This window comes from Bradyrhizobium sp. 153 (assembly GCF_023073835.1).
Classification (GTDB): domain Bacteria; phylum Pseudomonadota; class Alphaproteobacteria; order Rhizobiales; family Xanthobacteraceae; genus Bradyrhizobium.
The window spans coordinates 38,058-54,381 of record NZ_JADPKH010000073.1; the positions used below are offsets into that span (position 1 = coordinate 38,058).

General features: G+C 59.4%; 11 protein-coding genes and 2 pseudogenes. 3 read left to right on the forward strand and 10 right to left on the reverse strand.

Going from position 1 to position 16,324, the window contains the following annotated elements:
* Nucleotides 1–1,106: 1,106 nt before the first annotated feature.
* Together IVA91_RS16290 and sugE are read left to right on the forward strand one after the other, a co-directional pair.
* A complete protein-coding gene (locus tag IVA91_RS16290; protein WP_247458989.1) occupies nt 1,107–2,120 on the forward strand; it encodes a radical SAM/SPASM domain-containing protein in 1,014 nt (337 codons plus the stop codon).
* A 112-nt stretch (nt 2,121–2,232) separates the two neighbouring features.
* Entirely contained in the window at nt 2,233–2,547 is a 315-nt protein-coding gene (sugE, locus tag IVA91_RS16295; RefSeq protein WP_247279066.1) for a quaternary ammonium compound efflux SMR transporter SugE, read from the forward strand.
* Between the two features lie 222 nt (nt 2,548–2,769).
* Here the strand turns inward: sugE and IVA91_RS16300 are convergent, their stop codons facing one another.
* From IVA91_RS16300 to IVA91_RS16310, 3 genes are all read right to left on the reverse strand, one after another.
* On the reverse strand, nt 2,770–2,889 hold the full coding sequence (locus tag IVA91_RS16300; protein ID WP_247334058.1) for an inorganic phosphate transporter: 120 nt from the start codon (nt 2,887–2,889) through the stop codon (nt 2,770–2,772).
* A 1,346-nt stretch (nt 2,890–4,235) separates the two neighbouring features.
* Nucleotides 4,236–4,757, reverse strand: a complete 522-nt coding sequence (locus IVA91_RS16305; RefSeq protein ID WP_247279065.1) for a thermonuclease family protein — start codon at nt 4,755–4,757, stop codon at nt 4,236–4,238.
* A 454-nt stretch (nt 4,758–5,211) separates the two neighbouring features.
* A complete protein-coding gene (locus IVA91_RS16310; RefSeq protein WP_247458990.1) occupies nt 5,212–5,958 on the reverse strand; it encodes an energy-coupling factor ABC transporter permease in 747 nt (248 codons plus the stop codon).
* Between the two features lie 721 nt (nt 5,959–6,679).
* Here IVA91_RS16310 and IVA91_RS16315 point away from each other — a divergent pair.
* Nucleotides 6,680–7,514: pseudogene (locus IVA91_RS16315) on the forward strand (RMD1 family protein).
* A gap of 830 nt (nt 7,515–8,344) precedes the next feature.
* Here IVA91_RS16315 and IVA91_RS16320 read toward each other — a convergent pair.
* From IVA91_RS16320 to IVA91_RS16350, 7 genes and pseudogenes are all read right to left on the reverse strand, one after another.
* Nucleotides 8,345–8,875, reverse strand: coding sequence for a hypothetical protein (locus IVA91_RS16320; RefSeq protein ID WP_247458991.1), 531 nt, complete (start codon nt 8,873–8,875; stop codon nt 8,345–8,347).
* 555 nt (nt 8,876–9,430) lie between these two features.
* Nucleotides 9,431–9,727, reverse strand: coding sequence for a ferredoxin family protein (locus tag IVA91_RS16325; RefSeq protein WP_247279062.1), 297 nt, complete (start codon nt 9,725–9,727; stop codon nt 9,431–9,433).
* A gap of 41 nt (nt 9,728–9,768) precedes the next feature.
* Complete coding sequence (locus IVA91_RS16330; protein WP_247458992.1) at nt 9,769–11,076, reverse strand: FAD-dependent monooxygenase; 1,308 nt, start codon at nt 11,074–11,076, stop codon at nt 9,769–9,771.
* A gap of 11 nt (nt 11,077–11,087) precedes the next feature.
* Complete coding sequence (locus IVA91_RS16335) at nt 11,088–12,200, reverse strand: electron transfer flavoprotein subunit alpha/FixB family protein (protein ID WP_247459020.1); 1,113 nt, start codon at nt 12,198–12,200, stop codon at nt 11,088–11,090.
* 1,148 nt (nt 12,201–13,348) lie between these two features.
* Nucleotides 13,349–13,681 (reverse strand): nitrogenase stabilizing/protective protein NifW, encoded by a 333-nt coding sequence (gene nifW, locus IVA91_RS16340; protein ID WP_247279060.1) that lies wholly within the window; start codon nt 13,679–13,681, stop codon nt 13,349–13,351.
* 118 nt (nt 13,682–13,799) lie between these two features.
* A pseudogene (locus IVA91_RS16345) lies at nt 13,800–14,958 on the reverse strand (homocitrate synthase); the annotation flags it as partial.
* 580 nt (nt 14,959–15,538) lie between these two features.
* Nucleotides 15,539–16,267, reverse strand: a complete 729-nt coding sequence (locus IVA91_RS16350; RefSeq protein ID WP_247458993.1) for a nitrogen fixation protein NifQ — start codon at nt 16,265–16,267, stop codon at nt 15,539–15,541.
* Between the last annotated feature and the right edge of the window lie 57 nt (nt 16,268–16,324).

Below are 16,324 nucleotides of genomic sequence, written 5' to 3' on the forward strand. Positions count from 1 at the left end.
CATGCCGCCGAATTCTGACAGGAGCGCCATGATGCGACGGTGGGCGGACGAGTTCGACAGGCTGAGGGAGCACTGTCGTGTCATCAAAATGAGTGCGTGAGGAAAAGCGCATTCAAAGTGGATTGGTCCCCCTACGTCGCACGTCCATTAGTTCGACGTGTTGGTGTCAAGGAGCTCCAGAAGTGAGCGCACCGCTACTAGTCGCCGACGTCCGATCGTTGTCGTGACGATATGCCCAGCTCCTATTAACTCGTAAAGCTTCGTGCGCCCTAAGCCGGTCGCCTCGCATGCATCATCAATCGTGCAGGTGAGCCGCTCGACGAATGGCATTGTGCTCGGTTCTGCGGCTTTGGGGGCGGATAGACTGACTTGTGACGGCTGTCCGCCCGTCTTCTCTCGTCGATTGTATCTCACGTGGCCCACCTATTCGCACAAAGCTCGACAGGACGAGAGTTGATTGTGCGACGAGCAACGTCAATGCGAACATCCGAGGGCGCTCGCGCACGACAGCGCACTCTCGATCGCAAAACTCGACGGGTGGCTCGCGACATGCGGAGCTCACAATCTGTGTTAGCTTGCTGAAGAGAGGACTTCCCGGCCGTATCGGCACCTCGTCGGCAGATAGGCTAATCCGTGTCCCGATTCGCGCAAATCGCGCCCGCTCACTCCTATGGTGAGTAGCGTTTTCAACTGTTGAAATTCGCGATTTGCTGGATCAAGGTGAAGACTTTGCATTCTCAACGGGACCAATGGCACTCGCAATCGGAACTTCGCGGGTCGATGCCGGCCACGTCGATCATGATGACGTGGCGCTCGGGGCGGCGGCTACACCGTCACTTTTCATAAGAAAGCTGCCATTCAACTCATTCTAGAGAGAGCTTGAATCGCACGTAGCGTCATATTGTACGCTATCGATTGCGTAGAGTTGCGCTTCGGTTGCGGCATTTGGGACGACATTTATCGCGGACGTGTCGAGTTATGGACAGTACCGCCAATGGCATGACTGATGCTTGTTGGAATAAGCGAGACGTTAGACCAACCCCATCGACGCATGTGCACTCGACAGCCGTCCAATCCTGCTGGACTGGGGCGCTAAGGAGAGAGCCGTGGCGCTTTCTTCATCTGTCGCGATCGCGCTTGCGACCGTGCCGTGTCGCGCTGATGGACGACGAATCGAGAATGATGCATGGGCGAACCGGCATGAGATGCAAATCGACGGTCCCCTCAAGGTCTCTTTGTTCCAAACGCGGAGCGCGGAAGTGGACAATATAGAATCGATGACTCTACAGGAGCTGCGCTCCGCAATCAGTGGCGGCAGGGTCTTGGAGATAACTACGACAACGGGCTGTGTCGTCGGATGTTCTTATTGCCCGCAGGACAAGTTTGCCGAACGGCAAAGAGCGATATCCGACGTGAAGCATCTTTCTCTCCAAGATTTCAAGCGATGTCTGGCGCGCGTACCAGCAGCTGTCGACATCAGCTTTTCCGGGTATTCGGAGCCTTGGCTCAATCCGGCTTGCACCGAAATGGTTGAGCATGCCTATGCTTGTGGCCATGGAATCCGAATTTTCACAACCCTGGTAGGGATGAACGGGCGGGATCTAAGACGCTTGCGTGCGCTGCAGTTCCGCGTTTTCCTGGTGCATGTTTTTGATGACGGCACGCACATGGATAGTGGTCTCGTCAGGCGCAACTATGTCGATTTGATGCGCCAACTTGTCGATGCCGACATTTCATCGTTGCTCTTCATAGTCATGGGCGAGGTGCATCCCGAATTTGTCGGCATAATTCCTGACGAAGCGCTGGTTCGCTCGCGTCCGCCGGGCAGCAGGGCTGGCAACAGCGAGAAGATGGTTGGAGCGCGGCAGCCAATCGTTGGAGCACTGACATGCCCTGACGAACGGCAATATCGTAATGTTCTTCTCCCGAACGGCGACGTTACTTTCTGCTGCATGGATTTTGAGCGACGACACGTCCTGGGCAACCTTCTCCGCGACAGGTACAAGGATCTCTTCGAAGGGGCAGCTTTTTGCAAGATTGCCGATCGCATGAACGGAACGGACGGCTTTCTACTTTGTCGATCGTGTGAATTCGCCGAACCAATAACGTCGGAATGCTGATTTTTGAGAGAAGTTGACCCCTCGAAGCGAATCGCGAGCCCTGGCAAGGGTGGCCTTCCAGCTCATCACCACATCAGCCGCGGGACGACCCTGCCATAAACGGAGGGCCGCCATGGCCTGGAGCATTTTGTTGGTCGCCGGCCTGCTGGAGGTCGCCTGGGCAATCGGCCTCAAATACACTGAGGGCTTTACCAAGCCCGTTCCGTCCGTGCTCACGCTCGCGGCCATGGCCGGCAGCGTGATCCTGCTCGGCCTTGCGCTAAAGACGCTGCCCATTGGAACTGCTTATGCGGTTTGGACCGGCATCGGTGCGGTCGGCACCGCAGCGCTCGGGATCATCCTGTTCGGAGAACCGGCCGCCGCGTTTCGCCTTGCCAGCATCGGGCTGATCGTCGCCGGCATTGTCGGGCTGAAGCTCGTGTCCTGACGAAAACATCGAAAGCATTGACCCCACCAGGTCAGCGCCGCAACGATCGCCGAGGCCGGCGCGTCATTCTGCAGGCATAGACGATCGAGCTGGCCACGTTCCAGCGCACCGCTGAGGGGCGCGGCGCCCATAATGGCGAGGAAAGTGGCCAAGCACAAGATGCTGATGCAAGGCCTCTGGGCCGAGACCATCTGGCCGCGACCTGGTCGTGACGCGAAAGCCCTAGCGCACGATACGCCAGCCGCCCATCAGGGTCCCACCGGCATCGGTCTGGCACAATAGCACCACCCAGAACGGCACGAAGAATTCGCTGCCGAGATCGCCGTGCGAATAGAACGGCAATGAACCCAGCGGATCGCAGTCCAGGTGAGCTTGCGATCTCTGAGTGAGCTCAGCTCCGCTCCTCGAATTACCGGTGCGACTTCATTGTGTGGTTCCAAAGAAGCTCCATCACCCAATCTCTTTCGCAGGAGCGTTCATGAAATCACCGGCGCACGGCATTCGATTCGTGTTCGACCTCAGACCCGCGGCTTGTTTAAACAACGACCGCTATTGTCGGGTGGACGACATCGCGATTGAAAAACGCCGGGAGCTTGCATCGTGCCCGTCGGCACAGAGTCTGCACACAACGAGGGCATGGGAGCGACGCTGCGAGTTCAGTGGCTCACGCTTCGTTCTGGAAGGCGCGCACTTCGTGTTCGGGAGGTGATATGCGATCTGACGTTCTTGTTCGGGCTGCCGCAGCAGTTGCGCTCGTCGCATGCGGTGTTGCTCATTCAGCGGATCTCCAGCCAGTTGTCAGCGAGCCATGCTGTTTCCAACCGAACGAACAGCTGCATTGTCTTCTGTGGCATTGTTGTGATCGGCGCGTGCAAGGCAGGTCCACACGTCTTTGTCACCGAAACCGCTCATGTGTGTTAGGCTTCTTACCCGCCCGGCCAAATGCTGGCCTATGTCGGAGCAGCCGTGGCTTGAAAAGGCAATCGCGGCCGATATCGCCAACAGCAGCGAAGTCCGGAAAGGTACCTATGCGGCGTTCCCGCGGCAAAGGGCGCAATTCGACTACCGTCGTTTCGATGGCCCCTGGGAGGCGGCGTTGAGCAAGCGTCGCACCTGCTTGGTCCATCAGATTTGAGCGCGAGTGTATGAGTTTTGGCGGGACAGCATCTGGCGACCTCTGGGAATCAAGCTGCGCGCTCTGGGCATGTCAAAACCTGAAAGTTTGAGGCGAATGGCGTGGAGGTAGGCTGCATCCCAAGCTTCATTCGTGTTGCCTACCTCGCCCAGTGGTGCCTTGAACGCCAGTAGCCTTCTTTCTTCCGCTCAACCTGTACCCAGCGGAATCTGATTGTTGTTCCGTGCCACGCCTTTGTCTTGTTTAGGCTCCGGAGAGCCCGCCATTCTTCCGAGTAAATGCGGCTCTCTCTCGAACTCGAAAAGGCGCCGCCTTGGCATGACCGCGAGTCCATGGTTCCGAAGAATTACGCCGAGAACGATGGCGTTCCTGCGGAGCTTGCGATTTTCTGTCTTGCGACTTTCGCGCTTACGAGAGCTTGAGACCATCCTACTTCTTTGAGCATGGTTGGGCGGCAGTGGTAAGCTTCACTGCCGGTCGAGGCCAGCTCGCCCGTGACTGCCACTCTGTGCGGAACCGACTCTGGCATATATTCTGGTGTGGGGAATACGAGTCAAGGGTGTGCATTCGCGTCGTCAGAACAGCTGGCTGGTCGACCACCTAACCGAATGCACGCTCGATATAGCCAAGGTACGGCAAAGCTGCCCGCCCACAAGCCCCGTCCGGCACGATCGGCCGCGCGTTGCGGAGCGTGGTATCGTCCCCTGGAGTATCGCGCCCAATCGAGCACCAGACCGTTACGCACCAACCATTCTGCGAGATCGATGCCATCAGCTGAACAGATCGCCATCGTCCGTCCACACTCATCCTCCAGGACTGACAGACAACTGACTTCGCGCTCTGCAACGAAGCTTTCAAGATCGCTCGCGGCCCTGAGGCCACATCGATATTGATTGACGTTGATATCTCGGCACATTTGAGTTTTGTCCGGCGCGTCGATGCCCCAGAGCCGAACGCGTGTCCCGTGAATTTCAAGGGTGTCGGTGCTGATGACCTTTGCCGGCCCCGTCAATTCGCCGGCAAACACGATGCTGCACAGTGCGAGCATGGTCAACACCACGATCAATCCATACATAGCGATCTTCTCTGTCGAACTACGAACATTCCGGCCGAGTGCTGCAGAGCATGGGAAGCCGCCGAACGGCGTGCCATCGCGGCTGTGCTGAGGAGGCTGCTAATGTTGCATGGGTAAGCTCGCTCGACGGATGAATCCCCGTGTATCAGCAGTGCAAGACTCCCCTCGCGTCCAACCTCGCCCCGGATGCTCTGCGACCAGGCTGCTGCGCTGACCGCATCCCGCCATTCCTCCAGGTCGTTGCGGCAGTTCGCTTTGGCCGCATCACGCACCAGCCGGTCGAACTCGGTAGTGCGCGTCCGCTCACTAGCGACCGGGCCGACGCGGACGGCCGGCCGCAAGTCGTCGAGATATGATTTCCTGGTCGCCTTGTGCGGAATGAGCATAAGCTCAGCCCCCTCGCTGCCACGGATAGCAGCGAGCGCGCGTCGCCCGGGATCGCGGCAGCCGGCTGCTATCGGGGAAAGCGTACGCATCGCTTGAGCAAAACGGGCGACATGACGGCCATCGTTGCTATCAACAGCAACATGCCTTTTAAGAGCGGTGGGCGACAGATGCCCTCGCACTCACGCCGCCCAATTGGTTTCGCGAGCGCCAGCACAACCAGATCAGCCACCGGCTCGACCAAGGCCACAACTGCATAGGAAACCGCGAACGATGCGACGTCACCGAGGTTGGCGGCGCCGAAGCCCGCGCCATAAAGCGCCCAAAACGCGACCGAGACAATGATAGCAGATTGATACGCAGTCGAGAGCGCAATCGCATTACTGTACTGCAGATCGCGATAGGCAGCCTTGGATGGAATGAGCCGCTTGGCGAGCGCCCGGATCGCAAACAGCGGCACTAGACGCGTCTTGGCATTCATACCATATTGCGGCAGGTCGGTCGGAACAAAGAGCACGCCTTGCAGCAAAAGGCCGAGCGCAAGACCAAGGGCAGCCGGCGCCGCGCCGAACAACAGTGACAGCGTCGAGCGCAGGACGAATTGCACTTCGGAGACCCCAACCGCAAAGTGCGGCAGGATTTCGAAAAACGTGAACACAAGGCCCGTCGCGGCGATGGCTTGCACAGCAAATGACATTGCGCCCCGCTCGCGTATGGTCTCGACCACAAGCTTGGCGATGACGCAGCCCGTCGCAATGCCTGTCGCGTACCTCAACACGAGCTTGGCGTCTGTTACTATTCCGGGTTCGATATGCACGGTCTCGAGTCCTTTCTGCCGTTGTACTCGGGCCTTCGCTCAAGAATTTGCCGGGACTGTCGTGTGACTAACGGTTGGAAACGGCACTTCACCTTCGCCACCCTCGGTCCACTGGTAACGTCCTGTTTTCGCCAGATCGGACCGGGTGTGCACTCCGCCTTCGCTTGGTCATTGCGACATTTCATAGCAACAGCTATGCCAGCGCCGCTGCGGCGGTTAAGGCTCTGATTGCCTTGAAGCATCCGGCGGCGCGCAGGATTCGCCGTGTTCTGTAGCCGACATGCTCTGGCGGAAATTGAACACACATCGCGGCCAGTCTTTGGTCAACCTTTGCCGTTTCAGACAATCATTTTCGCTCGCCCATTGAAGCGGAAACTCCTGACGCCGTTGGCGCGAAGACACCGGTTCGGCATCAATCTTGCTCGACCTTGTTTCGAGGACGACGCCTATGGCGCAGCCAAATGTTTGGCGGCCCGGGTCGTCGAAATCCTCCAAGCGCTTGCTGGGTCGTTCGATTGACCTTGCGGCCAAGCATGCACGAACATGGAAATGGCGACGCACCCATCCAAACTTGGAGCCGGCATTTTCTGGATCGCAGCATCATCTCTCAGCGACGCGCCCGGCAAATTCCGCTGCACGATCTGCGACGAAGTTCTGGACGTGTTTGAAGGTCCCGGGGGAACGCTATCGTGTCGCAGTCAAACCGGATGCTAAAGTGAACATGGATCAACTTACGCCCGGTAAGCCTGCCGTCTCCGAACAGACCGCGGCCGCCTCGATGCTGAGCATTCGCGCAGTCATGCTGGGCGATCGCATCAGCCCGTCGGCTCTCGAAATCGGAACGCTAGTGTCCTCGACGCCGGTCGCTTTCCGCATTCATGCGGGCCTTGTCGTGATCTTCCGCTAGGGCGTTGTAGTGCTCATCGGATTGTCGCCCTCGGAAGAAACCGCTCTGATCGAAACCCTGATATCGCGGATCATCGGTGAACTCAGCTCCTATGAGGAGGAGAGCGCGCAGGCGCAGCTCTGCAACGACTAGAGCGCCGAGGTCATCCTGCCGGGCGGGCGGATTTTGTCTCAGAGAATTTAGCGACGATCGGCTGCTGCTGATCGCCGATACGCTAGCCAAGAGCACGGCGCTGGAGCGAGATGAGCGCCGTGTCGCCGCGGTGTTCGACGTGATCGAACCCTTTGCACGCGAACTAGCCGAGCGCGGCCGGACGCCGCGGGGCCGCAAGGGCATTCTCCAACTGATCGGCAATGCGCTCCTGGTCCAGCAGCGCGTCGCGGGCCGCGTCGCCCTTGCCGAAAAGCCCGACACACTCTGGGAGAAGCCGGAACTCGAGCGGCTCTATTCGCGTCTGAAAGACGAATACGAGCTGAAGGAGCGTCTTGAGATGCTTGAGCGCAAGCTGTCGGCCATATCCGGAACGGCAAACGCACTGACGGACATCATCGACACACGGCGCTCGCTGCGTCTTGAGTGCGTTATAGTCGTGCTGATCGTGATGGAAGTTGCGATCGGATGCTTTCAGATTATTACAGCAGCTCACTGAGTGCGGCTGGCCGTAGCGCGTGGAGGCGCCTTCGTGGGGTTTGAGCGGGCCTACTGACCGACCTGACCAAGCGTTGACGTGGGACGCGCCGTTAGGCTGCACTCAGCTGCGGACTTCGGCTATGTCTTCGCCGTGCTCGTGGACGCGAGGTTCGGCGAAATCCCGGTGCGCTCGCGAACACAGCAAATAGCCGAGGCGAGTTCGTTTCCCCGAGGATCGAGCAAGGATAGGGGGTGTATGGCAGACGCGCGGCGGAGCGTTCATGTGGACGATCCAGCGCCACCCAAGAAGGCCCTTTTGCCCAATTTGCAGCGGGCCGCCACTCAGCTTCTCTGCTGTTCTCGACTTGGTCGCGGAATACTTGCCAGGCCTTGCCCCGCCGCCCAGGCGCAGCCAGCGACTACCGAAACAAGGACGGTCGATTTCACCAGGACGCCTCACTGGGTTGAGCGACTGCCTTTCGCCGCTTTGCCACATCGCCGCGGCTCGGTCGACGTGTCCTGCCGTGATTTCCCTTGCGTGGCTGTTAGCGAACGGTTGCATGATCCGCCAGCGCGAAAACGCGCGCTGCAACTGGACATGAGAGCTCAGAACTGCGGATCTCGCCCTCGCTAACGCGAAGGTCGCCGAGCTTGACGCGGCCGGGGACTGCGACCGGGCGTGCATAGCGGCTCCGCGTCAGCGATAAATACTAAACGGATGACAAAGGAACTACGCCGCGAATTTCGATGCGGTTTTGAGCTCGCAAGCATGCGCCGAGATTTTCTGACGTCCCCATCCGCTCTGGACATTCCATCTTGCAGGACTGTCCCTCAAAGCCCCCTGGACACTCACGCACGCTCGGCAGCTCCTCTCAAATCCGCTTCCGAACCGATCCAGGCATGGCGATCCTTCGCTGGCTGGTTCAGGAGCCCGGCGAGCCTGAGGCCTTCAAGGACTCCTTCGAGCCGCTGTTCGCGAATGATTGCGGCTAGCAGCGAAACGGCCTCTTCCCGATCCACGGTGAAGCAGACGTCAGGCGCTCGCTCAACCAACAGGTCCAGCAAGGTCGGAAGGTCAGCGACGTGGTGGCGTAAGGTCGAAACCACATCATTCGCGAGATAGCTCGCCAAATCAGCATTCGGCAGCGGATCAAAGTCCAAGTCGACCTCGGCGCGCTTCTCGATCGCATGTCGTATCAACTCGCGCTGCCGTCTTGCATTCATCGAGAGCATGAACACCGCATCCGCGAGGTTCTCGCGCGGCAAGCTTCTCAGTTCGGCTATGCGGGCCTGGATGTCGCCGACCGAACTCTCATGGCGTGCTTCTGCTCGCCGCGCGTTAGCGGCTGCCCTGCTCGTTTGTAGTCGAACCATCGTCATGCTCTCCGGCCGATCATATATCCCGGCGATACAGGCGAATGAAAGTGCAAACTTGTGTGCTGCATGCGCGCAGCCCGCCTGACGAACGCGCAACCGGCGGTCGCGCGAAGGAGTCACAAAGCGCCAATTTCGTGATCCGCTCGTGCCTGTCTGTCTACAAGGCGCTCGATGGCACGTTCGTCGGGCCGGCGGCTATGGCGAAGCGAAGTCCTGCTTCCAGCGTTCCGTTTGTAGGTGATAGGCAGCGTCGCGAGTCAGTGGCGGCAGGCGGATCGCCGTCCAAGAAGGACGAAACCGGCCAGATATTGGGGAAGAGAACCAGGATTAGTCGACAGATCCGAGATGGACGAGCTAATGCCGCCAATGCGTTGCGCCCTGTTTCGGATCGCTCGCTTTGCCTATCTCCGGGCATATTATAGCGGAACCTGGCAAGGGCCCGCCCGGTAGATGGAAAGATCGGGACCCGATTGAATCAGGTGAAATCTCAATTTCGCGCGTGATCTCGTTGTATCGCGAGAACGCCGCAGCCTGCCAATCAGCCGCTACCCCGAAGCTTTAACCAAATTTGAATAGCACACCGTAACCGCCACGTGGGTAGCTCCACTCGATATCGCCACTTTCTTCGCAGATCACCCGGCAGGTACCGCACTCGATACATCCGTCGACTGTCACCTCAACATGACCTTTATCGCTGAGCTCGTAGCACCGTGCAGGGCAGGCCTTCAGCATCGATAAGAGCCGCGAGGATGGTGTGGTGTGCGGCCGCACCTTGATATGGGCGCGGCCGGAATCAACGAGATAGCGGTTGTAGAACAGTTTGTCCTCGACACGTCGGGATGGCTCGCTCGGCATTGTTTCTGGCTCCGTCGTTCGTCGTTGTCTTTGGTTTGTGATCACCGCCAGGCCCGGGCAATGCGCAGGGCATCGCTGAACAGTCCACTCCACGACCGCGCCTTGATGAACGAGCTCAGCATCAGCTTCTCTTTCTCAAGCTTTGGTGTGCCGTCGACGCGCACGTAATCCTGCATCGCCTTGGAGAAGAGCTGCGGATATGTGAGAAAGAAGTTCTGCGAGTGGGTATGCATAAGTGCCGGCATATCCTTGTACTTCTTCAGGTCCTTGATCACGAACGAATCATTCAGCAGCTTTTTGTAAAGCGAAAGATTTTTGGCCGTCATCGGATCATTTCGCGATTTGATAAGGCAGATCGCTTCCGCGGCGATACGGCCCGACGTCATCGCCAGATTGGACCCCTCGCGATGGATGGCGTTGTTGAGCTGGGCGGCGTCTCCGACAACGACCCAGCCCTCACCACAAAGCTGCGGGATCGCGTTGTATCCACCTTCGGGGATCAAATGCGCGGAATATTCCTTTACTTCCGAACCCTCGATCAACGGCGCGACGGACGGGTGACGCTTGAAGCCCTCGAGCAGGCCGTAAGGCGTCTCGCCGGTACGCTGGAAGTCGGCAACAAGACAGCCGATACCGAGCGATATGCATTCCTTGTTGGAATAGATGAAGCCCATACCGGTCATGCCGCGGGAGATGGTTCCGGCGGCTTCGATGACGAGCCCCTCGTCGCCTTTGAGATTGAAGCGAGCATCGATTGTCTCGCGCGATAGGAAATGCATCTCCTTGACCGCGAGTGCGACCTTGTCCGGTTTCGGCCGCCCTCTTAAGCCCGCACCCGTCCCCAGCACTCCGTTCACCCCCTCGGCCAGCACGACGACATCTGCATGGATTTCACCTCCATCTCGGTCTGTGCGCACCCCGACGACCCTCCCATGGGAATCCTGGAGGAGCTCGGTCACCGTGGTCTCGCACAGCACCGTGGCGCCGGCCTCGCGGACCTTCTGCGAGAACCATTTATCGAACTGGGCGCGGATGATGGTGTAGCGGTTCGGCTTCTCCTCGTTGAAATCATCGGAGCGATAGTGAATCCCCGTGTGCGAACGCTCGTCGACGATCCAGAAGCGTTGCTCGACGAGATGCCGCTCAAGCGGTGCATCTTCTCGGAAATTCGGGATCAGCTTCTCCAGCATATCGGCATAGAGGATGGCGCCTTGCACGTTCTTCGACCCCGAATACTCGCCGCGCTCCAGCTGCAGCACTTTTAGGCCCCGTTCGGCCATAATCAGCGCTGCCGCATTCCCGCCCATGCCAGCACCGACGACGATCGCGTCGAATCTTTCCTCGATCATAACAAGCTCCCCTATCCAGCGATGCGGTCGTGCGAGTGCGGCGACAGCTGCGCGCGGAATGCAGAGGTCAATGCGGGCAACAGTCGAATGGCGTCGGTGACGATGCCGATATGGGCGAAGTCGAAGATCGGAGCGTTCTTGTCGGTGTTAATGGCAACGATGAGGTCGCCCCCCTCCACGCCAACGCGATGCTGGATCGCGCCGGAAATACCGGCCGCGATATAGAGCTTTGGCCGAATGGTTTTCCCGGTCTGACCGATTTGTCGGTCCGAGGTGACCCAGCCCTTCTGGACCAGCGGCCGCGAGCAGCCATATTCGGCGCCAAGCACGTCCGCGAGCTGCTGTACCAGTTGGAAGTTCTCAGGCGACCCCAGACCGAGCCCCCCAGCGACGACCACGTCGGCATAGGCAAGGTTGGACTTTTTAGAATCGCGGTCTGGCAGGAACGACAGCACTTTTGTGACGATATCTTCTTCTACAAGCCCGAGCGGATGCGAGATGACGCGCCAGACCGCGCCGGTCATGCGCTCGGGCATCGGCATCACGCGCGGACGGACGGTTGCCATCTGTGGACGGTAGTTCAGTGTGTAGATCGTGCACAATAGTGAGCCGCCAAACGTCGGCCGGGTCGCTGCAAGCGAGCCGTCGGCATCGACATCGAGCTCGGTGCAGTCGGCAGTTAGGCCGGTGAGCAGTGTGGTGGCCACTGAACCGGCGAGATCGCGCCCGAGTGTAGTTGCCCCTAGGAGTAGGATTTCCGGCTTGTACGTATTGACCAGCTCTGACAGGGCCTTGGTGTAGGATTCATTGCGATAATCGGCCAAGAGATCATCCGCGACGATATAGGCGAGGTCGGCGCCGTAGCAGAAGGATTCGGCGACCGCCTGCTGCGTCGTCTCCCCGACTGGGCCGATGACAACCGCGGCGAGGTCAACGTTGAGCTTGTCGGCAAGCCGTCGGCCGGCACCCATCAGCTCCCAGGAGACGGGGTGTACTATCCCGCGTTCCTGCTCGATGAAGACCCAGACGTGCTTATACGCTTTGAATCGTTCGGGCAGCTCCCTCTTGGTCGCCGCGCGACCACCACCCGCGGCCGGAGCTGCGCTTTTGGGTGCGGTGCTCATCATCTGTACTCCCATCCGTGTTCAGTAGCGGCTCGCCAGCGAAGCGTGCTCCGCCTCCAGCTTTGACTTCGCGGGTGAAGATTGCTTCAGTTAACGTTCGGCCGCGTGCCCGCCGTCATTTTGTCAACACCGCCTGGCAGCAGCGCGGGGCCGAGACACCCATTGCTGGACTTTTGTCGACGAGCCCGGAAGCACGCGCTTCGGGCTCTTTCCGGGTTCGGCATTCTGGGGCCACCATTTGGCAACTAGTGAGGCACGCAACCGCGCGGTCACGCGAGCCGATCGATTGGTCCCCCTCATCTTCGAGATGCAGCCGAGCTGGAACAGATCGAGGACCTACCAGAGGCTCGGCTGGTGCCATTGTCGGCCGCGAGCTTGCCGGTGAAAACGCGATCCATTACTCTGAATGCCCTCGCAATCTTGCCGATTGCAGCGACACGCCCGCAACTCTTGGCGAGGGCACGAGGGCCGGCGGTGAAGCCGCCCGTCAACGGCGCCGCGCGGCCGGCGCTGGAGAGCAAGGGGTCCCCCCGGGAAGTCTCGGCCATAGATCGGCCAGCGGGAGTGATTTCGTCGACGAATCTTTGGCGCGGATCAAGCGCAGCTTTCAGCTCAGCCAGGCCGGAATATGCAACCATCGCTTTGGCGTCGTGACGCATCATGATGCCGACAGGCAGCGCGCGCGAAACTGCGCGGCGTCCAAAACAAACTCGATGCGGACCAAGATGTGCATTCGCTTCTCCAGACTAGCTGAGCATATGTCAGCAATTGTCGTACCAATTGCGCAGACGGTGAAAATTGACGGCCAATACAGAATCTTACTGAAGGAAATCGGATTGGCAGCCTCTCACGAGGATCGGAACATTCGAAACCGTGCTGACCCGTGTCCGGAATGCGACAGAAGACAGTCATCCGAACCTTGCTGCGCTTTCCTCGCTAAATATGCGCTCCCCGCTGCCGGCGTACCATTGCAGGAGATAGCTGCACCATGAGACCAGCTTGAAACGACGGAAATATCCGGGCTGAGCCGTGATTACCTTAAGGAGCCGAGTGTCCAAGCTGCGGATCCGCGAGGCCGTAATTGCAACTTGGGTCGTTGGCAGGTTCTCTGAACCTTCACGCTCCAGAGCACGAGATATAAACTCAATTCACTCCAAAGAACCGAGCTGCACCAATGCTGGATGCTTGTTCGGTTGTGGTGCGGCCGCATCCTTCAGGACCTTGAACACGCGCTGTTCGATCGGGGAGGACGTGACGAAGTCGGCATAGGCGCGCTCAAGCGTGGCCTTGCAACGCGAGGCGATGTCAGGATCTGATGCACCGGTAAACTCCTCGCCGGCGAGATATTGACCCATGCGACGAAGGATATGAAGCCGCGCCACGTCGATGATTTTCGCATTGTACTCGACGCCGAGCAGTGCAAAAAACTCCTCTGCCGCCGAGGCCTTGTTCAATTGCGAAAGGATCCCGTCCGTCGTCATTTTCAACCTCCATTAGATCCGCGCCGAGAAACCGTCCTGGCTCGAATGTTCCAACCTGATCGCGCGATGCGCATGGCTGACCACCCGATCGCCCTCGGTTGACGAGCGATCTCTCGTGAATGTCGCGCCAGATCGCCACCACCGTTTTCTGGGAAACCGGACCTTTGTGCTCGATGGCATGCTTGCTGACGCGCGCGAGAATGGTTTCGGTTTACTCGGCGGTGACCGAAACCTGCAACTCGGACAAAGAGCGAAGTGATAGCGGCAAGGCCTGAATGCTTGCCGATCACAATGCGGTGGGAGCGGCCGAGTAACTCCGGGTCCAGCGCTTGGTAGGTGGGCCGGTCTTTTCGAGAGCCCACGTGGATGCCGGGTTTATGGGTAACGACATGCTCGCCGACAATCGCCTTGTTGAGCGCAATGGTGCGGCACGCTGCGGCTGCAACGGCGGCCGCGAGCTTTTCCAGTTCAGATACCAGCACTCCGGTATCACGGCCGTAGAGCTGCCTAACTGTGACGGCAGCTTCCTCCAGCGGCGCATTGCCGGTTCGCTCGCCCAGTCCAATGACCGTCACAGAGGCGTGCGTCGCACCGGCCTTGATCGGCGCCAGCGTATTCGCCGTCGCCAGCCCAAGATCATCATGGCCGTCGAATTCGAGCTCGAGATCGGTGCTGGCGCGCAGTGCGGCCACGAGCGCGAAGGACGCGTCGGGATCGAGCACGCTCAGCGTATCTGCGACACGAAAGCGCCGCGCGCCGGCCGCCTTGGCGATTGCGATCAGGTCGATCAGGTCGATCAGGAAGTTGACATCGGCACGCGAGGAGTCTTCGCCACCCACCGCAACATCCAGTCCCTTGGTGCGAGCATAGGCCACGACGCGCTTCACCCGCTCCAGTGCGGCCAAGCGGCCGCCACCGAGTTTCGCCGCAATCTGCACGTCGGACGATGGAATCGATAGGCTGACCATCGAAACACCGGCCTCGATCGCCGCATCGACGTCCGCGGGTTTCATCCGGCACCAGCCGATGATCGTGGCCGCAAGGCCCGCTTCGGCGGCCGCTCGGATCGCGGTAATCTCTTCCGGACCCATCGCCGGCGTTCCGGCCTTGATCTGCGTGACTCCGGCCGCGGCCAGCGCACGCGCGATCGAGACCTTTTCCGGTGTCGTGAAGGCGACGCCGGGGGTCTGTTCGCCGTCGCGCAAGGTGGTGTCGTTAAGGACTATGGACCTCGACCGGTCTTTGTCGGGCCCGGTGATTGCGGCGGCGAACGCCATCAGCGGCTCCGTATGTTTATTCCGGAAGCTGTTCAGCAACTGCTGTGCCAACCCGCTCGAATTCCCAAGAACCTGTGAATGACGCCGAATTTCAGATTAGTCGGGTGTGTCGCAAATCCGACAGGGTGGAAACGGCGGAGCGCCAGGTTCGGTGCGTTTGCGACCGAGCTGAAGGCAGGCGCCGAGCTTGGAAGCTTGCTAGCCGGCCAACGGTTCGGGCCTCACCTCAAGCTACAGCACTTCGGGGAAGACGCGTGCATTCCGGCGCTTAAGAAGATTTTTGAGCCATCGGGTTCGGTCCAACCACAAGTCGGTGTTCGTAAACAAGTTCAGCGGGGCGCGATCAAGAGGCGGATGTTTTGCGTCGATCGTCGCGTCAACATAGAACATCTCGGCGGTAAATGTGACGGTCGCCTCCGCCAGTTATCAAGCCGCGATCATCAGGCGCCGCCGCGTCCTGCTTGGGCCGCCTGCGCGAAGTTGTTTGTGTCTTTTCAAACCCGTCTCGTCATGTGACAGCTGGCCGAAAGCTCGTCCGATACACCCGGACTCGCGCCTGGAGGGGGCATCCGTTATGAGCTCAGTCTTGCGAACTTGGGATGGCTTGGACTGAGTCATCGAGACGACGCAGATGATCCCGCCGGCGTCCGGCCATCCGGCTCTCCCCGCTCTCCTCGCCGAAGCAAAGATCAAAATCATTGCATTCCGTGCAGACCGGCGTGGTACACATCACCAGACCGTCATCTTCGCATAGCGTGCGATAGAAGAAGCGCTTCCAGCGCATGTTCTTGGTGTTGCGAGCCGCCAGCGGCCCGAAATGGCGCATCAGGAGGCGGGACAATTCGTCCCGCTCCCGCAGACCGAGATCTTCCCACAGGTGATTAGGCTCCATGGCGCGCCGCGCGATCATCGTCGCGAGCCAACCGCCGACCTCGCCATGAGTGGAACGTTGCGCAAGCAGGAGGTCGCGCACCATAATCGTCTCGTCAGGAGCCGGTAACGCGGACTGTTCGCGCCAGGTACAACTCCTGACTGGGGTGGATGGGAAGTATTGCACCAAGAGCGCATCGAGCTCCTGGTTAGTCAAACCAGCCCGTTCGGGAAGTTGGCCGCCATCCATAGCGGATGCGGCGAGAACGCAAGCGAGCACATGGCGATCGAAATCGTCTTCGTCGCTGATGTCGACTTCTGTTGGATGGCGCCCGGTCAGAAGCCCGTAGAGCTCACTTGCGTCGCGCTGCTCGGCGATGTGAGCTGCTGATACAGGAGATGACATCGTATCGGCCAATTTGCTTTGTGTGCCAATCATGAAGGTCCCCCAGCTTCTGAGTGGACGATGTCGGCCTTCCCCGGTCGAGAAGGCCGA